Origin of the sequence: Burkholderia cepacia (genome assembly GCF_029962485.1) — a bacterium.
Lineage (GTDB): Bacteria > Pseudomonadota > Gammaproteobacteria > Burkholderiales > Burkholderiaceae > Burkholderia.
Genome location: NZ_CP073637.1, coordinates 2773437 through 2794588 on the forward strand (window position 1 = coordinate 2773437; position 21152 = coordinate 2794588).

Annotated in this window: 24 protein-coding genes, 1 other RNA gene and 1 riboswitch; of the genes, 11 read left to right on the top strand and 14 right to left on the bottom strand. The window is 68.7% G+C overall.

What is annotated here, in order from left to right:
- Positions 1 to 53 precede the first annotated feature (53 nt).
- From KEC55_RS12910 to KEC55_RS12925, 4 genes are all read right to left on the bottom strand, one after another.
- Positions 54 to 722, bottom strand: coding sequence for a ParA family protein (locus KEC55_RS12910; RefSeq protein ID WP_176050636.1), 669 nt, complete (start codon positions 720 to 722; stop codon positions 54 to 56).
- A gap of 137 nt (positions 723 to 859) precedes the next feature.
- Positions 860 to 1273, bottom strand: coding sequence for a DoxX family protein (locus KEC55_RS12915; RefSeq protein WP_282505767.1), 414 nt, complete (start codon positions 1271 to 1273; stop codon positions 860 to 862).
- Between the two features lie 148 nt (positions 1274 to 1421).
- The gene (locus KEC55_RS12920) at positions 1422 to 1559 is read right to left on the bottom strand and encodes a hypothetical protein (protein WP_282505768.1); all 138 of its coding nucleotides are present in this window, start codon (positions 1557 to 1559) and stop codon (positions 1422 to 1424) included.
- Between the two features lie 82 nt (positions 1560 to 1641).
- Positions 1642 to 3144, bottom strand: coding sequence for a cobyric acid synthase (locus KEC55_RS12925; protein WP_282505769.1), 1503 nt, complete (start codon positions 3142 to 3144; stop codon positions 1642 to 1644).
- 74 nt (positions 3145 to 3218) lie between these two features.
- On the opposite strand from KEC55_RS12925, the gene cobU reads away from it, so the two are divergent.
- The 4 genes from cobU to KEC55_RS12945 are packed head-to-tail and all read left to right on the top strand — an operon-like array spanning position 3219 to position 6637.
- Entirely contained in the window at positions 3219 to 3773 is a 555-nt protein-coding gene (gene cobU / locus KEC55_RS12930; RefSeq protein ID WP_282505770.1) for a bifunctional adenosylcobinamide kinase/adenosylcobinamide-phosphate guanylyltransferase, read from the top strand.
- Positions 3767 to 4711, top strand: coding sequence for an adenosylcobinamide-phosphate synthase CbiB (gene cbiB, locus KEC55_RS12935; protein ID WP_282505771.1), 945 nt, complete (start codon positions 3767 to 3769; stop codon positions 4709 to 4711). Before cobU ends, cbiB begins: the two co-directional genes overlap by 7 nt.
- Positions 4704 to 5723, top strand: a complete 1020-nt coding sequence (cobD, locus tag KEC55_RS12940) for a threonine-phosphate decarboxylase CobD (protein WP_282505772.1) — start codon at positions 4704 to 4706, stop codon at positions 5721 to 5723. The genes cbiB and cobD overlap by 8 nt, the downstream gene beginning before the upstream one ends.
- Positions 5720 to 6637 carry a cobalamin-binding protein gene (locus tag KEC55_RS12945; RefSeq protein WP_282505773.1) on the top strand — a complete coding sequence of 306 codons (918 nt, stop codon included), beginning with the start codon at positions 5720 to 5722 and terminating at the stop codon, positions 6635 to 6637. Before cobD ends, KEC55_RS12945 begins: the two co-directional genes overlap by 4 nt.
- Before the next feature lie 106 nt (positions 6638 to 6743).
- On the opposite strand, the gene cobC is transcribed toward KEC55_RS12945, so the two are convergent.
- The 5 genes from cobC to KEC55_RS12970 form a co-directional block, all read right to left on the bottom strand.
- The gene (gene cobC, locus KEC55_RS12950; protein ID WP_282505774.1) at positions 6744 to 7328 is read right to left on the bottom strand and encodes an alpha-ribazole phosphatase; all 585 of its coding nucleotides are present in this window, start codon (positions 7326 to 7328) and stop codon (positions 6744 to 6746) included.
- Positions 7313 to 8089 carry an adenosylcobinamide-GDP ribazoletransferase gene (locus KEC55_RS12955; RefSeq protein ID WP_282505775.1) on the bottom strand — a complete coding sequence of 259 codons (777 nt, stop codon included), beginning with the start codon at positions 8087 to 8089 and terminating at the stop codon, positions 7313 to 7315. Before KEC55_RS12955 ends, cobC begins: the two co-directional genes overlap by 16 nt.
- Positions 8079 to 9134, bottom strand: a complete 1056-nt coding sequence (gene cobT / locus KEC55_RS12960; RefSeq protein WP_282505776.1) for a nicotinate-nucleotide--dimethylbenzimidazole phosphoribosyltransferase — start codon at positions 9132 to 9134, stop codon at positions 8079 to 8081. Before cobT ends, KEC55_RS12955 begins: the two co-directional genes overlap by 11 nt.
- 61 nt (positions 9135 to 9195) lie before the next feature.
- On the bottom strand, positions 9196 to 10008 hold the full coding sequence (locus KEC55_RS12965) for an ABC transporter ATP-binding protein (protein WP_282505777.1): 813 nt from the start codon (positions 10006 to 10008) through the stop codon (positions 9196 to 9198).
- Complete coding sequence (locus tag KEC55_RS12970; RefSeq protein ID WP_432625513.1) at positions 10005 to 11120, bottom strand: FecCD family ABC transporter permease; 1116 nt, start codon at positions 11118 to 11120, stop codon at positions 10005 to 10007. The genes KEC55_RS12965 and KEC55_RS12970 overlap by 4 nt, the downstream gene beginning before the upstream one ends.
- A 42-nt stretch (positions 11121 to 11162) precedes the next feature.
- Positions 11163 to 11414, bottom strand: a riboswitch (cobalamin riboswitch).
- A 154-nt stretch (positions 11415 to 11568) separates the two neighbouring features.
- Between KEC55_RS12970 and KEC55_RS12975 the strand changes: the two genes are divergently transcribed.
- The 5 genes from KEC55_RS12975 to KEC55_RS12995 all read left to right on the top strand — a co-directional run bounded on the left by KEC55_RS12975 (position 11569) and on the right by KEC55_RS12995 (position 13948).
- Positions 11569 to 11919 carry an ATPase gene (locus KEC55_RS12975; protein ID WP_282505779.1) on the top strand — a complete coding sequence of 117 codons (351 nt, stop codon included), beginning with the start codon at positions 11569 to 11571 and terminating at the stop codon, positions 11917 to 11919.
- Positions 11916 to 12230 carry a cell division protein ZapA gene (locus KEC55_RS12980; protein ID WP_006478091.1) on the top strand — a complete coding sequence of 105 codons (315 nt, stop codon included), beginning with the start codon at positions 11916 to 11918 and terminating at the stop codon, positions 12228 to 12230. The genes KEC55_RS12975 and KEC55_RS12980 overlap by 4 nt, the downstream gene beginning before the upstream one ends.
- An 81-nt stretch (positions 12231 to 12311) precedes the next feature.
- Positions 12312 to 12493: non-coding RNA, 6S RNA (ssrS, locus tag KEC55_RS12985), on the top strand.
- A 71-nt stretch (positions 12494 to 12564) separates the two neighbouring features.
- On the top strand, positions 12565 to 13026 hold the full coding sequence (locus KEC55_RS12990) for an EVE domain-containing protein (protein ID WP_282505780.1): 462 nt from the start codon (positions 12565 to 12567) through the stop codon (positions 13024 to 13026).
- Positions 13027 to 13207: 181 nt separating this feature from the next.
- Positions 13208 to 13948: an SIMPL domain-containing protein gene (locus KEC55_RS12995; protein WP_034186272.1), complete on the top strand. Its 741-nt coding sequence runs from the start codon at positions 13208 to 13210 to the stop codon at positions 13946 to 13948.
- Between the two features lie 111 nt (positions 13949 to 14059).
- On the opposite strand, the gene lgt is transcribed toward KEC55_RS12995, so the two are convergent.
- Both lgt and KEC55_RS13005 read right to left on the bottom strand, forming a co-directional pair.
- A complete protein-coding gene (gene lgt / locus KEC55_RS13000) occupies positions 14060 to 14950 on the bottom strand; it encodes a prolipoprotein diacylglyceryl transferase (RefSeq protein ID WP_282505781.1) in 891 nt (296 codons plus the stop codon).
- Between the two features lie 88 nt (positions 14951 to 15038).
- Positions 15039 to 15953 carry a LysR substrate-binding domain-containing protein gene (locus tag KEC55_RS13005; protein WP_282505782.1) on the bottom strand — a complete coding sequence of 305 codons (915 nt, stop codon included), beginning with the start codon at positions 15951 to 15953 and terminating at the stop codon, positions 15039 to 15041.
- Between the two features lie 134 nt (positions 15954 to 16087).
- Here KEC55_RS13005 and ilvD point away from each other — a divergent pair, with 134 nt between their 5' ends.
- Together ilvD and KEC55_RS13015 are read left to right on the top strand one after the other, a co-directional pair.
- On the top strand, positions 16088 to 17761 hold the full coding sequence (gene ilvD, locus KEC55_RS13010; protein WP_282505783.1) for a dihydroxy-acid dehydratase: 1674 nt from the start codon (positions 16088 to 16090) through the stop codon (positions 17759 to 17761).
- 126 nt (positions 17762 to 17887) lie between these two features.
- A complete protein-coding gene (locus KEC55_RS13015) occupies positions 17888 to 18214 on the top strand; it encodes a c-type cytochrome (RefSeq protein WP_282505784.1) in 327 nt (108 codons plus the stop codon).
- A gap of 143 nt (positions 18215 to 18357) precedes the next feature.
- Here KEC55_RS13015 and KEC55_RS13020 read toward each other — a convergent pair whose 3' ends face one another.
- From KEC55_RS13020 to KEC55_RS13030, 3 genes are read right to left on the bottom strand one after another with little or no spacing between them, the layout of a single operon-like run.
- Positions 18358 to 19104: a DUF2486 family protein gene (locus KEC55_RS13020; protein ID WP_282505785.1), complete on the bottom strand. Its 747-nt coding sequence runs from the start codon at positions 19102 to 19104 to the stop codon at positions 18358 to 18360.
- 25 nt (positions 19105 to 19129) lie between these two features.
- Positions 19130 to 19546 carry a DNA polymerase III subunit chi gene (locus KEC55_RS13025; RefSeq protein ID WP_282505786.1) on the bottom strand — a complete coding sequence of 139 codons (417 nt, stop codon included), beginning with the start codon at positions 19544 to 19546 and terminating at the stop codon, positions 19130 to 19132.
- A 34-nt stretch (positions 19547 to 19580) separates the two neighbouring features.
- The gene (locus KEC55_RS13030; protein ID WP_176050656.1) at positions 19581 to 21092 is read right to left on the bottom strand and encodes a leucyl aminopeptidase; all 1512 of its coding nucleotides are present in this window, start codon (positions 21090 to 21092) and stop codon (positions 19581 to 19583) included.
- Between the last annotated feature and the right edge of the window lie 60 nt (positions 21093 to 21152).

The window sequence follows — 21152 nt, forward strand, 5'->3', positions numbered from 1 at the left end:
AAAGGGCCGGATCCCGTACGCCACGGGATCCGGCCCTTCGCGTTTCGTCACGCTCAGGACGCCTTGGCGACCTTCTCTGCCTTTTCCGCCTTCGGCGCACGGCGCTCGGCCCATTCGACGATCGGCCGCCACTGTTCGAGATCCTTCTCGACGCGGCTCTTCGCGACGTCCCACAGCGTCAGGCCGTGCGCGGCGATCTGCACGTAGTTCTGCGTATCGCGCACGTAGCCGAGCACCGGCAGGCCAAGCCCCTCGACGAACCGGTGCAGCTGGTCGGACGAGCGCGTACGCGCATCGACCCGCATCCCGACGATCCCGACCTCGACGCTGCCCTTGCGCACCGCCTTCTCGCCGGCCAGGCGCTCCAGAAACTGCTGGGTCGCGAGAATATCGAACATCGACGGCTGCAGCGGCACGATCACCTTGTCGGCCAGTTGCAGCGCGAGATTGAGGCGGTTGCCATGCAGGCCGGCCGGCGTGTCGATCACCGCATATTCGAGGCCGCGTGGCGGCTTCGACGGCGCGTCCGGATCGAGATCCCACGCCTCGATCGGCGGCAGGCCGGCGGGCCGCAGGTCGAGCCACGCATGCGCGGACTGCTGCCGGTCAAGGTCGGCCAGCGCAACCCATGCGCCCTGCGCCGCGAAATAGCCGGCAAGATTGGTGGACAGCGTGCTCTTCCCCACGCCGCCCTTCGGATTCGCCACCACGATCACCGTCATGAATTCCCCCGAAAAAGCCGCGCGGCGCCGGCCGCATGGCTGGCGCCGCTCGATTGCGGATACAGGGAGCGATGATATCGGCAAACGGGGTGTCACCGGAACGGGTTGCGCCGATCCGCGCGCCGCTTTCGTTCACCTTACGCGTGCTGGGCCGCCGCCTCCCGCGCGCCGATCGCAAACGCACCGCCGCCCAGCAGCGCCTGCACGGCCAGCGTGACGGCCCAGAACGCCGGATATTCCCAGCCGCCGTTCGGCGACGAGAAGCTCCAGCCGTTCGGCAGATGCGCGGCGGTCGCGCCGAGCATGAACGGCAGCAGCGCGAGCGCGGCAACACGCACGCGGAAGCCCGCGAGCAGCGCGAGGCCGCCCGCCAGCTCGACGAACGTCGTCAGGTACGCGAGCCAGCCCGGCAGGCCGATCGACGCGAAGAATTGCGCGGTGCCGGGCAGCGTGAAGACGAACACCTTCTGCGCCACGTGCGCGAGGTACAGCACGCCGAGCGTGACACGCAGCAGCGTCGCGGCGAAATCGTTCAGGCGATTGGAGTTCATGGCGGATTCCTTCGTGAGTGGATGAGAATGGATCACACTCTATTGAAATCAATTTCGCCGATAAACACGCCAGTACGCTTTAATTGATTCCCGAAAAGAACGAATCAAATTAAAAACGGGCATGACCGATCATGCCCGTTGCGATGCTTCAGTAGCCGCTCTTGCCTTGTGTGGCGTCGCCGGAGCCGGACTGGCCGCCCGGCGTGTACGAATCGCACGCGTGCGCCACCGCCGACGCGCCCAGCAGCGCCGCGAGCAGCATGCTCCACCACCATCGAGCCTTCATCGTCGCACTCCTCCGGGCGGACCTCCGCCCTCCTCTGTTGTACGCGATCGGGCGGAAAAAGCGAGGGCCGGCCGCACGCACGTCAACGAAATTCGGCGTATAGCGCGTCGAGGTCGAGATGGTCGGCGAACGTGTCGGCCAGCCGCTCGAGCGATGCCTCGCGCAGCGCCGGATAGTCGATGCGTTCCGCGCCGTCGAGCCCGGCCCACGCGAGCAGCGCCGAACATGCGTCGGGTGCGTCGAACAGCCCGTGCACGTAGGTCGCGAGGATCTGGCCGTCGGCCGACACCGCGCCGTCCGGACGCGCACCGTCCTGCGCACCGTCGGCTGCCAGCGTCAGCGCGGGCGCCGCGAGCGCGGGCCCGCGCGTGTCGCCCATGTGGATCTCGTAGCCGCGCACGGCGGCTCCACCCGGCAGCGCGAGTTGCCCCGTCACGTTCTTCAACGTCTTGTCGGGCTGCAGCGTCGTGTCGAAATCGAGCAGAGCGAGCCCCGGCACGCTGCCGGGCACGCCTTCGAGGCCGAGCGGATCGTCGAGCGTGCGGCCGAGCATCTGCATCCCGCCGCAGATGCCGATCACCTTGCCGCCGTAGCGCAGATGGCGACGGATCACCGCATCCCAGCCCGCGTCGCGCAGCCATGCGAGGTCGCGCTGCACGCTCTTCGAACCGGGCAGGATCAGCAGGTCCGCGTCCGGCACGGGGCCGCTCTTCCAGTACGTGAATTCGACTTGCGGATGCGCGCGCAGCGGATCGAAATCCGTGTGGTTGCTGATGCGCGGCAGCGCGGGCACGACGACGCGCAGCACGCCGGCGTCGCCGCGCGCGGCGGCGCTGCGCGCCTGAGCGGGCAGCATGTCCTCGGCGTCGAGCAGCAGCCCGTGCAGGTACGGCAGCACGCCGAACACGGGCTTGCCCGTCTGCGTGCGCAGCCAGTCGAGCCCCGGTTCGAGCAGCTTGATGTCGCCGCGGAAGCGGTTGATCACGAAGCCGCGCACGCGTGCGCGTTCGCTGTCCGACAGGCACGCAAGCGTGCCGACCAGGTGCGCGAACACGCCGCCGCGGTCGATGTCGGCGACGAGCACGACCGGACAGTCGACGCGTTCGGCGAAGCCCATGTTCGCGATGTCGCCTTCGCGCAGGTTGATCTCGGCCGGGCTGCCGGCGCCTTCGACGATCACCGTGTCGTAGCCGGCACGCAGGCGCGCATACGACTCGAGCACCGCATCGAACGCGACCGGCTTGTAGTCGTGATACGCGCGTGCGTCGAGGTTCATGCGCGCCTTGCCGTGAATGATCACCTGCGCGCCGCGGTCGCTCGTCGGCTTCAGCAGCACGGGATTGAAATCCGTATGCGGCGCGACGCCCGCGGCCAGCGCCTGCAGCGCCTGCGCGCGGCCGATCTCGCCGCCGTCGGCCGTTACCGCGCTGTTGAGCGCCATGTTCTGCGGCTTGAACGGCGCGACGCGCGCGCCGGCACGGTGCGCGAGGCGGCACAATCCCGCGACGAGCGTGCTCTTGCCCGCGTCGGACGTCGTGCCCTGGATCATCAGCGTGCCGCGCGGCCGCGGCTCGGGTGCATTCATCGTGTAAAGGTCATTGCGAAGCAAAGGCCGCATTATCGCCCGCGCCGGCATGCCCGCGCCGTTACAATCACGCGATGATTCCGCACGACCTCACCTTCGTCCTCGGCGGCGCGCGCTCGGGCAAGAGCGCCTACGCCGAGCGGCTCGCCGCCGACAGCGGCCGCCCCGTCACCTACATCGCGACCGCGATCGCCGCCGATGCCGAATTCGCGCAGCGCATCGCGCATCATCGTGCGCGGCGGCCGGCCGACTGGGGCTTCGCCGACGCACCCGTCGACCTCGCCGGCACGCTCACGCGGCTCGACGATCCGCACGCGTGCCTGCTCGTCGACTGCCTGACGCTGTGGCTCACGAACCTGCTGTGCCCGGCCGACGGCGAACCGCTCGACGATGCGCAGTACGCGGCCCAGGTCGACCGTCTCGAGCACGCATTGCGCGGCGCGCGCGCGAAGGTGATCGTCGTCAGCAACGAGATCGGGCTCGGCGTCGTGCCGCTCGGGTCGGTCACGCGCCGCTACGTCGACGAACTCGGGCGCCTGAACCAGCGCGTCGCCGCGCTCGCGACGCGCGTGACGCTGCTCGTCGCGGGGCTGCCGCTCGACCTCAAGGCGGGAGCATCGTCATGCTGATGCTGTCGCTGCCTGTTGTCGCGATGCTCGCGGTCGCGGCCGCGATCGTCGACCGCGCACTCGGCGAGCCGCCCGGCTGGCATCCGCTCGTCGCGTTCGGCCGCCTCGCCGCACGCATCGAAGGCGCACTGAACACCGGACGGCGCGGCCGCATGATCGGCGTCGCCGCGTGGATCGCGGCCGTCGTGCCGCCGGTGGCCATCGCGGCATGGCTTGTCACCGTGCTGCCGTGGCCGCTCGCGGCCGCGCTGCACGTCGCGCTGCTGTGGTTCGCGCTCGGTGCGAAGAGCCTCACCGACCATGTCGCGCCGATCGCCGCCGCGCTGCTGCGGCACGACCTCGCGGCCGCCCGCACGCTGACCGCGCGCATCGTGTCGCGCGATACGAGCGACGCCGACGAAGGCGCGCTGTCGCGCGCGGCCGTCGAATCGGCGCTCGAAAACGGCAACGACGCGATCTTCGGCGCGCTGTTCTGGTTCGTCGTCGCAGGTGGTCCCGGCGCGCTGCTGTTCCGGCTCGCGAACACGCTCGACGCGATGTGGGGCTACCGCACGCCGCGCTTCCTGACCTTCGGCTGGGCCGCCGCGCGTCTCGACGATGCGCTCAACTGGCTGCCCGCGCGCCTCACGGCCGCGAGCTACGCACTGCTCGGCGATACCGCCGCCGCATGGCGCTGCTGGCGCACACAGGCGCGTCACTGGGACAGCCCGAACGCAGGCCCCGTGATGGCGGCAGGGGCCGGCAGCCTGAACGTGCAGCTCGGCGGCCCCGCCGTCTATCACGGCGAGATCGAGGATCGCCCCGCGCTCGGTACCGGCGCGTCTGCAACCGCCCTCCACATCGTCGCCGCGCTGTCGCTCGTCACGCGCACGCTTGCCCTGTGGCTCGCGCTGCTGGTCGCGAGCGGCGCACTCGCCATGGCCACCCATCATGTCTGATACACGCATCGTGCACGGCGGCAACCTGCATGAAGCCGCCCGCCGCCACGGCATTCCGTACGACGCGTGGCTCGACTTGTCGACCGGCATCAATCCGGTCGGCTATCCGGTGCCGCCCGTCCCGGCCGACGCGTGGCGCCGGCTGCCCGACGACGGCGACGGCCTCGCGGCCTGCGCCGCGCAGTACTACCACGCGCCCGATCCCGCCCACGTGTTGCCGGTTGCCGGCAGCCAGGCCGCGATCCGCGCATTGCCCGCGTTGCTGCCGGCCGGCGACGCCGGCGTCGCGACGCTCGCGTACGGCGAATATGCGCCCGCATTCGTGCGTCACGGCCATCGTGTCGTACCGCTCGACATCGGCGCCGATACGCTGCCCGCGACAATGCGCCACGTCATCATCGGGAATCCGAACAATCCGACCGCCGAATTCGTGCCGACCGAGCGCCTGCTCGGCTGGCATGCGCAACTGGCGGCACGCGGCGGCACGCTGATCGTCGACGAGGCATTCGCCGATACCGGCGCATCGCAGTCGCTCGCACCGCAAGTCGATCGCCCGGGGCTCGTCGTGCTGCGCTCGGTCGGCAAGTTCTACGGGCTCGCCGGCATCCGCGCGGGCTTCGTGCTCGCGTGCCCCGAACGCATCGTCGCGTTGCGCGACATGCTCGGCGCGTGGACGGTCAGCGGCCCCGCACGTCACGCGGTGACCGCCGCGTTTGCCGATCGCGCGTGGCAGGCCGCCGCCCGCGAACGGCTCGCGGCCGACGGCGAACGACTGGCTGCATTGCTGCGTACGCATGGCTTCGCGGTTCGTGCAACACCGCTCTTCAGCTGGACCGACGACCCGCGCGCCGCGGCGTTGCATGCGGCACTCGCGGCACACGGAATCTGGACGCGGCACTTCCCGGCGCCGTCGAGCGTACGCGTCGGCCTGCCAGGCAGCGAAGCCGAATGGCGGCGCCTCGGCGACGCGCTTGCGCGCTGCGTGCCGCTGCTGCAACAGGCATCCGCATGAGTCCGCGCCTGTTTCGCCGGCTGGCGCCGGTCGCGATGCTGGCCGCGCTTGCGCACGCTCCGCTCGTCCACGCCGAGGTGTCGACGCGCGACGACGCCGGCAACACCGTCACGCTGCCCGCACCGGCGCAACGCGTGATCAGCCTCGCGCCGCACGCGACCGAACTCGTCTACGCAGCCGGCGGCGGTGCGAAGCTCGTCGGCACCGTCACGTACAGCGACTATCCGCCCGCCGCGCAAGCGGTGCCGCGTATCGGCGACAACAAGGCGCTCGACCTCGAGCGGATCGCCGCGCTGAAGCCCGACCTGATCGTCGTCTGGCGGCACGGCAACGCCGAGCGGCAGACCGACGCGCTGCGCGCGCTGCACATCCCGCTGTTCTTCAGCGAACCGAAGCATCTCGACGACGTGTCGTCGTCACTGCGCCGGCTCGGCACGCTGCTCGGCACCCAACCGGCGGCCGACGCGGCCGCGGCCGCCTATACGCGCGATATCGTGGCACTGCGCACCCGCTACGCGGCGCGCGCGCCCGTCACGATGTTCTTCCAGGTCTGGGACCGGCCGCTGACGACGCTCAACGGCACACACCTGATCAACGAAGTGATCGAGCTATGCGGCGGCCGCAACGTGTTCGCGTCGCTCAAGCCGCTCGCACCGACCGTCACCGACGAGGCCGTGCTCGCGGTGAATCCGGAAGCGATCGTGACGACCAGCGCCGGTGCGACGCGTTCGAACGAACCGCTGCCGAGCCTGGCACGCTGGCGCGCGTGGCCCGCGCTGACGGCCGTGACGCGCAACAACCTGTTCGCGATCGACGGCGATCTGCTGACACGGCCTTCGCCGCGGATCGCACAGGGTGCGGCTGCGCTGTGCGAGGACCTCGATGCCGCGCGTGCGCGGCGGCCGGCGCGCTGAATTCCTGCAACATGCCCGCTCATCGCGCACCTGCGCCCGATGTGACCGCTATCCGAGGAACGGATTGGCCGCGCGCTGCGTCGTTCACACGCAGACGCCAGCGCGCCTATTCGTCCCAGTGCATGACTTTCCACGCTCGCGTGTCGCGGTCCGCGCGCAACCAGACGACTCCGCCCGTCGGCACCGGCCGCGACAGCATCGTCTCGAGCGGTACACGCAATACATGAGACGCGAAGGCACGAATCACGCCTGCATGCGTAACGATCCATTGCGGCCCGTCAAACTGCGCAACCGCATCGGTCTGCCGCGCAACCCGCTCGACGAACCGCGCAACGCTTTCGCCGCCATGCGAGCACGCATGCATCAGGTCGGCCGCCCACGCATCGAGCGCCGCGCGGTCGATGTCGTCCCAGCGCTGCATTTCCCACGCGCCGAAGTCCATTTCCTGCCAGCCGGCATCGCACCGCAACGGCACATCGAACGCCTGCGCGAGCCGGTCGGCAACCGATAAGCAACGCGTCAACGGGCTCGTCCAGACCTGTGCGGGCAACGGCGCGCCGAGAGCCGACAGATGCGCACGCACGGCCTGCGCGCCGGCATCGGCCGGCGCGGCGAGCGGCACGTCGCTGCGTCCGTAGCAGATGCCCGGTTCGACACCGACGGCCGGATGACGGATCAGGACGACGTCCATCCGAGCACCACGAGATAGATCGCCAGTTCGCACAATTGCTGCGCAAAGCCGAGACAGTCGCCCGTATAACCGCCGATCCGCTTCACGAAATAGCGGGCTGCCCACGCGCGCACGAGCACGAGCGCCACGCACACCGCGACGCCCATGCGCCAGTCGGGCCAGAACAGCCACGGCAATCCGAATACGGCCGCGACGCACGCCGCGCGCGTGCCCATCCGCTGCGCGACCGGCTTCGCCTTGCCTTCCGGTCGCACGTAGTCGTGCGTCATCAGCAGGCTCACGGCCGCCGCGCGGCTCGCCGCATGCGCGGCGATCATCGTCCATGCGGCACGCAGCGGCAGCATCGACGCAAGCGCCTGCCATTTCAGACCCAGCGTGAGCACGAGCGCGACCGCGCCGAACGTGCCGATTCGCGAGTCGTGCATGATGCGCAGCACGTCGTCGCGCGTATAGCCGCCGCCGAACGCATCGCAACTGTCGGCGAGGCCGTCCTCGTGGAAGGCGCCGGTCGCGAGCAGCGTCGCGGCCATCGACAGCCCGACCGCGATCGACGGGGGCAGCGCGCGCAGCGCGACGAGATAGACGAGCGCGCCCCACGCGCCGACGCACGCGCCGACGAGCGGAAAATAGCGCGCGGCCTGGTCGAGATCGCCGGCCGCGTAGCCGATCGAACGCGGCACCGGCACGCGCGTGAAATAGCCGAGCGCGACGAAGAAGTAACGCAGTTCGGCCCGCACGCCGCGCGCGCGCTCAGGCGTCACGATTGTCAACGCCTGCGGATTCGAAGCTCGCCATCTCGGTGAGGAACGCCGCTGCCGCACGCACGAGCGGCAGCGCAAGCGCCGCACCCGTGCCTTCGCCGAGCCGCAGGTCGAGCGCGAGCAGCGGCTTCGCGCCGAAATGCTCGAGCATGCGCCGGTGCCCGGCCTCGTGCGACGTATGCGAGAACACGCAGTAGTCGCGCACGCCGGGCGCGATGCGCTCGGCGACGAGCAGCGCGGCCGTCGCAATGAAGCCGTCGACGAGGATCGTCATCCGCTCGCTCGCGGCCGCGAGGTACGCGCCCGTCATCATCGCGATCTCGAAGCCGCCGAACGTCGCGAGCACGTCGAGCGGCGCGATCGCGTGCGAATGCTTGACGAGCGCACGGCCGAGCACCGCGCGCTTGTGCGCGAGGCCCTGGTCGTCGAGGCCCGTGCCGCGCCCGACGCACGCGTCGATCGGCACGTCGAGCAGACGGCTCATCAGGCACGCGGCCGACGACGTATTCGCGATCCCCATCTCGCCGAAACCGATCACGTTCGTGCCGAGCGATGCATGGAGGCGCACGCGCGCCGCACCGGCGGCCAGCGCCGTCATCGCCTCGTCACGCGACATCGCCGGCTCCGCCGCGAAGTTGCGCGTGCCGCGCGCGACCGGCAGCGACACCAGCCGGTCGGACAGCGGCAACGGCGACGCGACGCCCGCATCGACGATCTCCAGCGTGCTCTGCGCGACGCCCGAGAACGCGTTGATCGCCGCACCGCCGGCCAGGAAGTTCGCGACCATCTGCGCGGTCACCGCCTGCGGATAAGGACTGACACCCTCGGCCGCGATCCCGTGATCGCCGGCGAACACGATCGTCACCGGGCGCTGCACGACCGGCCGCTCGGTGTGCTGGATCAGGCCGATCTGCAGCGCGAGCGCCTCGAGCTGGCCGAGGCTGCCGGGCGGCTTGGTCTTGTGGTCGATCACATGCTGCAGGCGTATGCGCAGCGCGTCGTCGAGCGGCGCGATCGCGGGCGGGAAGTGGGTCGGAGTCGTCATCGGGAAGCCGTGTCGTGGGCGCGGCACACGCCGCGCATCGGAAGAATCGGAAAAGGAAAGGTCATTGTCGCGCAGGCCACGCCGGCAACAGCGCATCGCGGCCATTCTCGCGGATCAGCACGAGCGGATAGCCGAATGCGTCGCTCGCGCGTTCGGGCGTCAGCACGTCGTGCACGGGGCCGGCCCACGCGCGACCGCCCCCGTCGAGCAGCAGCGCATGCGTCGCGAAACGCCGCGCGAGATTCAGGTCGTGGCACGAGAACAGCACCGTGCGCGGGCCCGCATCGAGCCATGCGGTCAGCGCGCTCAGGCAGTCGATCTGGTGATGCAGGTCGAGATGCGCGAGCGGTTCGTCGAGCAGCATCAGCGGCGCATCCTGGCACAGCGTCGCGGCCAGGGCGACCCGCTGCCGCTCGCCGCCCGACAGCGACAACACGTCGCGCGATGCGAGCGCGGTCAGGTCGAACGTCGCAAGTGCATCGTGCGCGGCCGCGCGATCGCCGTCGCGCTCCCAGCCCCAGCCACCGAGATACGGAAAGCGGTTGAGCAGCACCGTGTCGAATACGGTCGCGCTGAACGCGTCGTGCAGTTGCTGCGGCATCAGCGCGCGGCGCTGCGCGAGTGGTTCCGGGCGCCACGCGGCAAGCGGCCGGCCGTCGATCTCGACCTGTCCGCCGGCTGGCGGCTGCAGCCCCGCGAGCGTCGCGAGCAGCGTCGTCTTGCCCGCGCCGTTCGGCCCCGCGACGCACCAGATCTCGCCGGGGCAGAAGGCCTGCGTGAACCCGCCGAGCAACGTGCGCGCGCCGGCCTTCAGCGTCAGGTCGACAGCCGCGTAGCGCAGGTCGCTGCCAGCGTCCAGTGCGGCATCCGTCATCGCATCGGCCTCCTCAACAACATCCACAGGAACACCGGCACGCCGATCAACGCGGTCATCACGCCGACCGGCAACTGCGCGGGCGCGATCGCGGTGCGCGCGAGCAGGTCGGCCGCCATCACGCCGCCGCCGCCCGCGAGCATCGCGGCCGGCAGCAGCATCCGCTGGTCGTTGCCGAACGCGAGCCGCAGCGCATGCGGCACGACGAGGCCGACGAAGCCGATCGTGCCGGCCGTCGTTACCGCAGCCGCGGCGGCCAGCGACGCGACGAGATAGATTCGCACGCGCAGGCGCGCGACGGGCACGCCGAGCGCCTGCGCGGTCGCATCGCCGCGCAGCAGCACGTTCAGTTGCGGCGCGACCGGCAGCGCGACGCAGACGGCCAGCAGCAGCGCGCCCCATGCGAACCACGGCGTCGTCACGCCGTTCAGGTCGCCCGTGAGCCAGAAGATGATGCCGCGCAGCCGCGCATCGGGTGCGAGCGACAGCAACAGCGTGACAAGCGCGCCCCACCCTGCCGCGATCACGACACCCGTGAGCAGCAGACGCGGCGACGCGTCGCGCGAATCGCCGCGCCACAGCTCGCGGCGCGCGAGGCCGAGCACGAGCGCGACCGAGACGAGCGAGCCGGCAAATGCGGATGCGTCGACGAGCCACCACGCGCCGCCCGCGATCATCGCGACGAGCGCGAAGCCGGCCGCGCCGCCGGACACGCCGAGCACGTAGGGTTCCGCGAGCGGATTACGCAGCAGCACCTGCAGCAGTGCGCCGGCCAGCGCGAGCAGCGCGCCGCACGCGAAGCCCGCGAGCGCACGCGGCAGACGCAGCGTGCGGACGATATCGGCAAACAGCGCATCGCCGCCGTGCGGCACGAGCGATGCAAGTGCCTGCCACGGCGACATCGGCACGCTGCCGATCGACAGCGATGCGACGAACAGCAACGCGACCATGGCGGCCAGCGCGGCCCAGATTGCGGCAGCGCGCGCGGCGCTCATGCCGTGCACGGCCGCGCGCATGACGCGCGGCGCATCCGCTTGAGGTTGCCGGCCGGACGTGACAGGGACGCCGCGCGGACGATTGGGGTCAGCATCGAAGAACATTCCGTGAAGCATTGCGCGCCCCGCCTCCCCGCAGGCCGCGTGTCACGAAGCCCGTGCGGGCTTCCCGTCTCGGCCGGTATCCGGGCTGGCGGCGGTCCGGCTCGCCTTCCCGCGCGTTTCACGCGCAGTGGCCCGCGCCCGCGTGCGACACCTGCACGCAAAACGCGCCCGAGCCGGCCTGCGTCGGGAGACGCGGCCGCTTACCGTTGCGGGGGCAGCGCAGGTTGGCACGCTCTCGAAGCGCACGCCCTGCTTCCCGTTTAACCGCGCGTGCCACGCGCGAGCACCGAGGCGGCGCCAGTTTAGGAGCCGGTCGCGCGAGCGTCAAGGAAGCGTCAGGACACGTACGGGAAGCACCGATTCACGGCAAGAAGCAGGGGTGTTACGACTGGAAACGATACAGATGTCGGATTGCGCGTTATTCCGCGCTAAAATGCTGGGTCTTTAGAGGACGCAGCAAATGCTCAACGAACTCGAAACCTTATCTCAAAATATTGGCCGTCTGATTTCGCTGAACAAGCGCTATCACGCGGAACGGCTCGCGCTCGAGGAGCAGGTCGCGCAATTGCGCGCGGAAGCGGACACGGTCCGCGCGGAACTCGCGGAACTTCGCGACGAACGCAATGCACTCGCGGCCGAGCGTGACACGCTGTCGGCAAAGATCGACGACGCCCAGGTGAAACTGAACGCGATTCTCGAAAAGCTGCCGCGCTCGAAAAGCGCGGAGCAAGCCGACAACCAGCTCGACCTGCTGGATGCGCAGGCGCGTACGGATGGCGATGACGCGGCCAGCCACGGAGAACATGCATGAGCACCAAGCAGATCGAAGTCTCGATTCTCGGCCAGCCCTATCGGTTGGCCTGTTCGGCCGAGACCGAAGCGGCGCTGCTCGAGGCAGTCGCGCGTGTCGACGCCGAAATGTCGAAAATCCGCTCGAACAGCTCGGTACGCGGCACCGATCGCATTGCGGTGATGGCGGCGCTGTCGCTCGCATCGGAATTGCTGCGGCTGCAAACGAGCGTGCGGCACGGTGAAGCATTTCCGGCGGAGGAAATCCGTCGTACAATGCACCAGATGAACGAACAGCTCGGCGCGGTGCTCGCACAGCACGAGACGCAGTAACGTTTTAATCGATACGTCGATTCCCCTTGATCTCGGCGGTCAACGGTGGTCAAATTGGCGCATCGAATCACAGTTCAGTCAGCTTCCCTGCCTGGTTCGCCAAGGTCATATATTCCTTGAACCAATGCCATGTGCACGGTTGCGGAAATTTGTAGCACGGGCGCGCGCGTCACTCTGTCTGATGTACCCGAAGTGCTGCTAACTGCGACCAATTCTGAACCCCAGGTTCAGGATGCCGGCCTAGCGGCCAAGGCGGGGACCTATCCAACGGCATCGGGCACGTCCCGGTGCCGTTTTCTTTTGTAGCAGCCTCTTTCTGCGTCGATCACGATCCATGCAATACTGGCTGATGAAGTCCGAACCGGACGAAGCAAGCATCGACGATCTCGCCAACGCACCGCAGCGCTCGCTGCCGTGGACCGGCGTGCGCAACTATCAGGCGCGCAATTTCATGCGCGACACGATGAAGATCGGCGACGGCGTGCTGTTCTATCACTCGAGCTGCCCCGAGCCGGGCATCGCTGGCCTCGCCGAAGTATCGTCGACGCCCTACCCCGATCCCACGCAGTTCGATCCGGCAAGCCCCTATTACGACCCGAAATCGACGCAGGAAGCGCCGCGCTGGCTGCTCGTCGACGTGCGCTACGTGAAAAAGTCGCCGCTCGTGCCGCTCGCCGCACTGCGCGAACACGACGAACTCGCCGACATGCGCGTGCTGGCTCGCGGCAACCGGTTGTCGATCACACCCGTGACGCGCACCGAATGGCGCTTCATCACCGAAAAGCTGATGAAGTAGGCCTGCGCCAAAGGTCAAATCTGGTCAGCACACGCGGCCGACACGGAACTCGCGGGTCTTTTGCGCAGCCTAAGCAACCGCTGTCGGCCGATCAGGCCGGCCGTGGTTTATTTCGTCGCGCGGTACGCCCGCGTCGTGCACGCGTGATCCGCGTGCGCGCCCTCGCACAAGGAGTCCAACAATGACCAAGAAATCCGCACTCGCGCTGTCGCTCGCCCTCGCCGCCGCCGTTCCCGTCGCGCTGACGCTCGCGTCGCCGGCCGCGCACGCGCAGACCGCAAACCCGCATTTCCCCGAGCCGGCGGGCGTGCTGTCGCTGTCGTCGCAGGCCAGCGCCGACGTGCCGCAGGACATCATCCACATCACGCTGTTCTACGAGCAGCAGGCCAAGGATCCGGGCAGCCTCACGGCGCAGTTGAACCAGCGCGCCGACGCAGCGCTGTCGCAGGCGAAGGGCGTGTCGGGCGTCACGGCGCACACGGGTGCGTTCTCCGTGTATCCGAGCACCGATCGCGACGGCAAGATCTCCGCGTGGCGCGGCCGTACCGAAGTGGCGCTCGAATCGCGCGATTTCGCCGCGGCGTCGAAGCTCGCGGGCCAGTTGTCGAACCTGATGCAGGTCGCGAACGTCGAGTTCTCGCTGTCGCCTGAAGCGCAGCGCACGGCCGAGCAGAAGCTCACGACCGAGGCGATCAAGTCGTTCCGCGCACGCGCGGACGAAGCCGCGAAGGCGTTCGGCTACAGCAGCTACACGATTCGCGACGTGAACGTCGGCAGCGGCCGCAACGTGCAGCCGTACCCGCGCATGATGGCGATGGCCGCAGCACCGATGGACAGCGCGAAGATGAGCGCGCCGATCGCGGTCGAAGGCGGCAAGGCCACCGTGTCGGTTACCGTCAACGGCTCGGTGCAGATGAAGTAACGCACCACGCGCCGCTGTCGCAAACGAAAAACGCCGGCCCGAGGGCCGGCGTTTTTTATGTGCCTGCGCGTTATCGATGCACGCATCGATTGCGCGCGCATCGATTTCGCATCACACCGCAGCGTTTGCCGCGCGACGGCGATACGCCCAGACCATCAGCGCGACACCCACGAGGATCATCGGCAGCGACAACCACTGCCCCATCGACAGGCCGAGCGCAAGCAGGCCGAGGAAGTCGTCGGGCTCGCGCGCGAACTCGACCGTGAAGCGTGCGAGGCCGTAGCCGATCAGGAACAGCGCGGACACGGCGCCCATCGGCCGCGACTTGCGCGAGAAGAAGAACAGCGCGAAGAACAGCACGATGCCTTCGAGCACGATTTCATAGAGCTGCGAAGGATGCCGCGGCAGCATCTGGTACTGCATGAACACGTCGGCGAGATGCCACTTCTCGACGAGTTCCGGATGCTTCGGCAGCCACGCCGCATCGTCGCGCATCGCGCCCGGGAACAGCATCGCCCACGGTGCGGACGGATCGGTCACGCGGCCCCACAGCTCGCCGTTGATGAAGTTGCCGAGCCGCCCGGCCGCGAGCCCCGTCGGCACCATCGGCGCGACGAAATCGGTGACCTGCAGCCAGTGGCGCTTGCGCTGCCACGCGAACAGCATCATCGCGAGCGTGACGCCGAGGAAGCCGCCGTGAAACGACATGCCGCCTTCCCACACCTTGAACACGTCGAGCGGATGCGAGAAATAGAAATCGGCCTTGTAGAACAGCACGTAGCCGAACCGGCCGCCGAGCACGGTGCCGAGCACGCCGTAGAACATCATGTCGTCGATGTCCTTGGCAGTCCAGCCCTGCGCCGCGACGTGCGGCAGCTTCAGGCGGATCCGGCCGACGACGATCGCCGCGATGAAGCCGACGAGATACATGAGGCCGTACCAGCGTACGGCCAGCGGCCCGAGATGGATCGCAACGGGGTCGAAATTCGGGTGAATGATCATGGGTTAGCGAAGAAGTTTTCGAATGCGGTACGGCTGTCGCACTGCGCAGCACCGCGCATTGGACGGCACCGGTGCACCATCGTTCACGTCACGCGGCAAGGCCCTGCGCGCGCACGACGTCGATGAAGCCGGCCAGCACGGGGCTCACGTCGCCCGTGCGCCACACGAGGCCTGTCTCGACGGCCGGCGCATAACCGGCAAGCGGCCGGTAGACCACGCCGGTGCGCCGCAGGTTACGCAGCGATTGCGGCACCAGTGCGACGCCCATGCCGGCCGACACGAGACTGACGATCGTCTGCATCTGGATCGCCTCCTGGCCGATGCGCGGGGTTTCCCCCGCCGCGCCGTAGCAGCCCGTAATGATGTCATAAAAGCCGGGCGCCAAACGGCGCGGAAAGATCACGAGCGGCAACGCGGCCACTTCGGCGAGATGCACGGGTTCGTCTTCGGGTGCATCCGACGCCGCTGCCGGCATCGCGACCACCAGCGGCTCGCGCACCACGGGCAGGTACGACAGGCCGGCTGCGTGGCGCGGCGGCACCGGCGGAATGACGAGCCCCGCGTCGATGCGGCCGGCGACGAGCTCGTCGATCTGCACGTCGCTCGTCGCCTCCGCGAGTTGCAACCGAACCTGCGGATAACGTGCGCCGAACGCGCGCAGCAGCGACGGCAGCAGCCCGTAATCGGCGGTCGACACGAACGCGAGCGACAGCGAGCCGGCCTCGCCGCGCGCGAGCCGCCGCGCGAGCGGCGGCAGCGCATCGGCCGACGCCAGCAGCCGGCGCACGTCGGGCAACAGCGCCGCACCGACCGCCGTCAGCGCCACCGAGCGCTTGGTGCGCACGAACAGCGCGACGCCCAGCGCGTCCTCGAGTGCGCGGATCGCTTGCGACAGCGGCGGCTGCGTCATCGACAGGCGCTCGGCCGCGCGGCCGAAATGGCGCTCTTCGGCGACGGTCGCGAAATAGCGCCACTGGCGCAGGTCGGGTGTCGGATCGGCCATGCTCGACTCATTCGTGAAACGACTTAATAAGCGACAAATAATATATTGGACATCCCAATCCGGAAACTCCATTCTTGATTGATCCGAACCGGCGCGCCCTCACGAGCGACGCCCATACAACGATGGAGTCCCCCATGTCGTACAACCGTCGCTCGAAGCACATCACGCAAGGCGTGGCCCGTTCGCCGAACCGCTCGATGTATTACGCACTCGGCTACCAGAAGGACGATTTCGACAAGCCGATGGTCGGCATCGCGAACGGCCATTCGACGATCACGCCCTGCAATTCCGGCCTGCAGCGCCTGTCGGACGCGGCAGTCGAGGCCGTGAAGGCGTCCGGCGCGAACCCGCAGATCTTCGGCACGCCGACGATTTCGGACGGCATGTCGATGGGCACCGAGGGGATGAAGTACTCGCTCGTGTCGCGCGAGGTAATCGCCGACTGCATCGAGACCTGCGTACAGGGCCAGTGGATGGACGGCGTGGTGGTGGTCGGCGGCTGCGACAAGAACATGCCGGGCGGCATGATCGCGCTCGCGCGCCTGAACGTGCCGGGCATCTACGTGTACGGCGGCACGATCCGCCCCGGCCACTGGAAGGGCCGCGACCTGACGATCGTGTCGTCGTTCGAGGCCGTCGGCGAATTCACCGCGGGCCGGATGTCGCAGGAAGATTTCGAAGGGGTCGAGAAAAACGCGTGCCCGACGTCGGGGTCGTGCGGCGGCATGTACACCGCGAACACGATGAGCTCGTCGTTCGAGGCGCTCGGGATGTCGCTGCTGTATTCGTCGACGATGGCGAACCCCGACCAGGAGAAGGTCGATTCGGCCGCCGAATCGGCGCGCGTGCTCGTCGAGGCCGTGAAGCGCGACCTGAAGCCGCGCGACATCATCACGAAGGAAGCGATCGAGAATGCGGTGTCGGTGATCATGGCGACCGGCGGCTCGACCAATGCGGTGCTGCACTATCTCGCGATCGCGCACGCGGCCGAGGTCGACTGGACGATCGACGACTTCGAGCGCATCCGCAAGCGCGTGCCGGTGATCTGCGACCTGAAGCCGTCCGGGAAGTATGTCGCGACCGATCTGCACCAGGCCGGCGGGATTCCGCAGGTGCTGAAGATCCTGCTCGATGCGGGGCTGCTGCACGGCGACTGCATGACGATCACGGGCCGCACGATCGCCGACGAACTGAAGGACGTGCCGAGCGTGCCGCGCGCCGACCAGGACGTGATCTACCCGATCGACCGCGCGCTGTACAAGGAAGGCCACCTGGCGATCCTGAAGGGCAATCTCGCGGAAGACGGCGCGGTCGCGAAGATCACCGGCCTGAAGAACCCGGTGATCACGGGCCCAGCCCGCGTGTTCGACGACGAACAGAGCGCGATGGATGCGATCCTCGGCGACCGGATCCGTGCCGGCGACATCCTCGTGCTGCGCTATCTCGGCCCGCAGGGCGGCCCCGGCATGCCCGAAATGCTCGCGCCGACGTCCGCGATCATCGGCAAGGGGCTCGGCGAATCGGTCGGCTTCATCACGGACGGCCGCTTCTCGGGCGGCACCTGGGGCATGGTGGTCGGCCACGTCGCGCCGGAGGCGTTCGTCGGCGGCACGATCGCGCTCGTGCAGGAAGGTGACTCGATCACGATCGACGCGCACCGGCTGCTGCTGGAGCTGAATGTCGACGACGCGGAACTCGCGCGCCGCCGCGCCGCGTGGCAACAGCCGGCGCCGCGCTACACGCGCGGCGTGCTCGCGAAATTCGCCGCGCTGGCCCAGCCGGCGAACAAGGGGGCCGTCACCGGTTGAGGGCAGCCCGCCTTAACATGCGACCCCAATAGACATGGCCGCGGGGAAACGCGCAAAACGCGCTTTCCCTTTGCTTTTATAATGCGCGGACCATGAAGCCGGCCGTCCCCGCCGGCGGAGAACCGCATGAAACAGACGATATTGCGCGCGCTGCTCGTGACGCTGCTGACCGGCAGCGCGGTGGCCGCGCGTGCCGACCAGGCCGACGGGCTCACGCTGGCGCAGCGCAAGAACTGCATGGCCTGCCACGCAGTAACCAAGCCGCTGATGGGCCCGTCGTTCCGCGACATCGCCGGCAAGTATGCGGCGCGCGGCGACGCCGTCGACTACCTGGCCCAATCGATCGTGAAAGGCAGCGTCGGCGTATGGGGCAACGTGCCGATGCCCGCCAATACGCAACTGACGAACACCGAAGCCCATACGCTCGCGCAATGGGTGCTGTCGCTGCGCTGAACCGGATGCCCCGGACGGCGATCGCCGTTGCGCCGGGCGCTGCCGACAGGCGGGCCTGTACCGGCTGACCGGCGCCCTGACGGCCGCGTCACCGGTACCGACTGGAACCGCACCCTCTTTTCCGCCACGGATCGACCGTGCGCTCAGCCGGAGTGACTGGTGCGGCGGCGCGCGATCTCTTCATCGACCGCGTCGCGGACCCAATCCATCACCTCGGTTTCCAACGCGAGCGCCACCTCGCGCGTAACCTGGCCGACGAGCCAGGCCGAATGCTCATGCAGCGCGTCGCGGCAGCGTGCCTCGATCGCGTCGCGGCCGGCTCCGGTCAGATAGTTCGTCAGCCGATTGCGCAGGCGCTCGGCGATATGCTGCGCGTCCTCCGGCGTCAGCCCCGCGGCAGCCGCTACATCCGGCTGCGGCGCCACGGCCGGTACGACCGCCTCCGGCAGCACGGTTTCAGGTGCCTGCCCGGCCGCTTCGTGCGCCATCGCGGCAGACACGTGCCGCGGCACGGCGTCGTGTACCAGCGACGACTGCAGCGGCGCATTCATCACCACCGCATCTTCGGCGACCACGTGCTCCGCGGCGCCCGGTTCGGCCGGCGCATCGGTCTCGCCCATCGCGGCCGCCTCGGCGGTCGCCACGTCGCCCGGCAGCTCGATCGCCGGCACGTGCGGCGTCGGCACCGGCTCGACGATGACGGCTTCGGGGTCGGCCCCGGTTTTCATGGAATCACCTGACGCGATCACGTCGGTGAGCACCGGAATCGCCGCGCGGTCATGCGACTGCGGCTGCGGTGCGTCGGGCGCGGACGCGCGCGCCGGCACCGGCTTGCCCGGCACCAGCACGTCGGTAAGCGTCGGGATCGAGGATGAATCGGCTTCTGTCACGGCAACACTCCGTCGACGGTTGCGGTTAGCTGCCCTGCTTGTAGTTGTTCAGCGCGTATCCGCGGTCGCGGTAGAACCGGTAGCGGTCGCGGCCCGCGGCCAGTTCGTCCGGCGCGTTGCCGACCACTTCGAGCAGGCGCTCGAAGCGGGCGAACTGCGCGGGCACGGCCGCGCCGAGGTTCAGCAGCACATGGTGATGCGGCGCGCGGTCGAGATCGGCGGCCAGCACGATCGGCGTGCCGGCTGCGTGCTCGCTGTCGACGCTGCAATGCGGGATGAAATCGAGCGGCGAGAACGTCCAGAGCTGCTCGTCGAGCGCGCGCAGGCGCGCGGGCTCGGCGAGCACGACGACCGGCTGCCCGGCCTGGTAGGCCTTGCGCAGCAGCCGGCACGCGTACGCGAGCGAATCGCCGACGTTCGAGTGGAAATCGATCCGCGTCATTGCCCGCGTACCCGCATCGTCGTCAACCCCACCATCACTGGCCGGCGCGGTCGATCAGGAACTGCGCGAGCAACGGCACCGGACGGCCCGTCGCCCCCTTCGCCGCACCACCCTTCCATGCGGTACCCGCGATGTCGAGGTGGGCCCACGGATAGCTCTCGGTGAAGCGCGACAGGAAGCACGCGGCCGTCACGGCGCCGGCCGGACGCCCGCCGATGTTCGCGAGATCCGCGAAGTTCGACTTCAGCTGGTCCTGGTACTCGTCGTCGAGCGGCATGCGCCATGCCGGGTCGTTCGCCTCGCGCGATGCGTCGAGCAACTCGCCCGCGAGCGCGTCGTCGGTCGAGAACAGGCCGCTGTTGTGGCCGCCCAGCGCGATCACGCAGGCGCCCGTCAGCGTCGCGACGTCGATCACCGCCGCCGGCTTGAAACGCTCGGCATACGTGAGCGCGTCGCACAGGATCAGGCGGCCTTCGGCGTCGGTGTTCAGCACTTCGATCGTCAGGCCCTTCATGCTGGTGACGATGTCGCCCGGCTTCGTCGCGTTGCCGCCCGGCATGTTTTCGCAGGTCGGCACGATCGCGACGACGTTGATCTTCAGGCCCATCTCGGCGACCGCACGCATCGTGCCGAGCACCGAACCCGCGCCGCACATGTCGTACTTCATCTCGTCCATGCCCTCGCCCGGCTTCAGCGAGATGCCGCCCGTGTCGAACGTGATGCCCTTGCCGACCAGCACGACCGGCGCGGCCTTCGCGGCGGCGCCCTGGTAGTGCAGCACGATGAATTGCGGCGGCTCGACCGATGCACGCGCGACCGACAGGAACGAGCCCATCTTCAGCGCCTGGATCTGCTTGAGCCCGAGGACTTCGGCCTTCAGGCCCCAATCCTTCGCGATCTTCTTCGCGGTGTTGCCGAGGTAGGTCGGCGTGCAGACGTTGCCGGGCAGGTTGCCGAGATCGCGGGTCAGATCCATGCCGTTCGCGAGCGCGACGGCCTGCTTGACCGCGACCTTCGCGGCCTTCTCGTCGGCCGGGTCGACGCTGAACACGACACGCTTGAGCGTGTGCGACGCCGGTTCCGGCTTGCTCTTCATCTGCGTGAAGCGGTAGGTCTCGTTGCGCAGCGCGAGAATCGCGGCACGCACGCCCCAGTCGGAGCTGCGCTCGTCGACCGGCAGTTGCGCGAGCGAGAACGTGACCTGGACCACCTTGGTCGCCAGCAGCGCGCGCCACGCGGCCGTCACTGCGTCGTTATAGGCTTTCTGATTGAAAGCATCCTGCTTGCCGAGGCCGACGAGCAGCACGCGCGATGCGCCGATGCCCGACACTTCGTGCAGGAACAGCGTCTTGCCGCGCTTGCCGTCCATGTCGCCGGCCTTCACCACGCGCGAAATCAGTCCCTTGGTGGCCGTGTCGATGTCGAGCGCCGCGCCCGAAAGCGTCTGCGCCTCGAAGATGCCGAGCACGATGCAGTCGGATTTCCCGGTCAGGAACCCCTTGGCCTCGCCTTTGCTCCAATCACAGCCTTTTATGCTAAAGTCCATCGCGCTTGTCCTCGGATAAAATCTGGGCTAAGGATGAAAGCCGCAATTATCCGCTATTTT

Bases quoted from the DNA above. Each gene is read 5' to 3' on its own strand.
- KEC55_RS12925 (WP_282505769.1), bottom strand. From the start codon at position 3,144: ATGAATGCACCCGAGCCGCGGCCGCGCGGCACGCTGATGATCCAGGGC.
- KEC55_RS12980 (WP_006478091.1), top strand. From the start codon at position 11,916: ATGAGCACCAAGCAGATCGAAGTCTCGATTCTCGGCCAGCCCTATCGG.
- KEC55_RS12975 (WP_282505779.1), top strand. From the start codon at position 11,569: ATGCTCAACGAACTCGAAACCTTATCTCAAAATATTGGCCGTCTGATT.
- cobC (WP_282505774.1), bottom strand. From the start codon at position 7,328: ATGGACGTCGTCCTGATCCGTCATCCGGCCGTCGGTGTCGAACCGGGC.
- lgt (WP_282505781.1), bottom strand. From the start codon at position 14,950: ATGATCATTCACCCGAATTTCGACCCCGTTGCGATCCATCTCGGGCCG.
- cobU (WP_282505770.1), top strand. From the start codon at position 3,219: ATGATTCCGCACGACCTCACCTTCGTCCTCGGCGGCGCGCGCTCGGGC.
- KEC55_RS13025 (WP_282505786.1), bottom strand. From the start codon at position 19,546: ATGACGCGGATCGATTTCCACTCGAACGTCGGCGATTCGCTCGCGTAC.
- cobT (WP_282505776.1), bottom strand. From the start codon at position 9,134: ATGACGACTCCGACCCACTTCCCGCCCGCGATCGCGCCGCTCGACGAC.
- cbiB (WP_282505771.1), top strand. From the start codon at position 3,767: ATGCTGATGCTGTCGCTGCCTGTTGTCGCGATGCTCGCGGTCGCGGCC.
- KEC55_RS12920 (WP_282505768.1), bottom strand. From the start codon at position 1,559: ATGAAGGCTCGATGGTGGTGGAGCATGCTGCTCGCGGCGCTGCTGGGC.
- ilvD (WP_282505783.1), top strand. From the start codon at position 16,088: ATGTCGTACAACCGTCGCTCGAAGCACATCACGCAAGGCGTGGCCCGT.
- KEC55_RS12990 (WP_282505780.1), top strand. From the start codon at position 12,565: ATGCAATACTGGCTGATGAAGTCCGAACCGGACGAAGCAAGCATCGAC.
- KEC55_RS12915 (WP_282505767.1), bottom strand. From the start codon at position 1,273: ATGAACTCCAATCGCCTGAACGATTTCGCCGCGACGCTGCTGCGTGTC.
- KEC55_RS13030 (WP_176050656.1), bottom strand. From the start codon at position 21,092: ATGGACTTTAGCATAAAAGGCTGTGATTGGAGCAAAGGCGAGGCCAAG.
- cobD (WP_282505772.1), top strand. From the start codon at position 4,704: ATGTCTGATACACGCATCGTGCACGGCGGCAACCTGCATGAAGCCGCC.
- KEC55_RS12945 (WP_282505773.1), top strand. From the start codon at position 5,720: ATGAGTCCGCGCCTGTTTCGCCGGCTGGCGCCGGTCGCGATGCTGGCC.
- KEC55_RS12965 (WP_282505777.1), bottom strand. From the start codon at position 10,008: ATGACGGATGCCGCACTGGACGCTGGCAGCGACCTGCGCTACGCGGCT.
- KEC55_RS12910 (WP_176050636.1), bottom strand. From the start codon at position 722: ATGACGGTGATCGTGGTGGCGAATCCGAAGGGCGGCGTGGGGAAGAGC.
- KEC55_RS12970 (WP_432625513.1), bottom strand. From the start codon at position 11,120: ATGCTTCACGGAATGTTCTTCGATGCTGACCCCAATCGTCCGCGCGGC.
- KEC55_RS12995 (WP_034186272.1), top strand. From the start codon at position 13,208: ATGACCAAGAAATCCGCACTCGCGCTGTCGCTCGCCCTCGCCGCCGCC.
- KEC55_RS13015 (WP_282505784.1), top strand. From the start codon at position 17,888: ATGAAACAGACGATATTGCGCGCGCTGCTCGTGACGCTGCTGACCGGC.
- KEC55_RS13005 (WP_282505782.1), bottom strand. From the start codon at position 15,953: ATGGCCGATCCGACACCCGACCTGCGCCAGTGGCGCTATTTCGCGACC.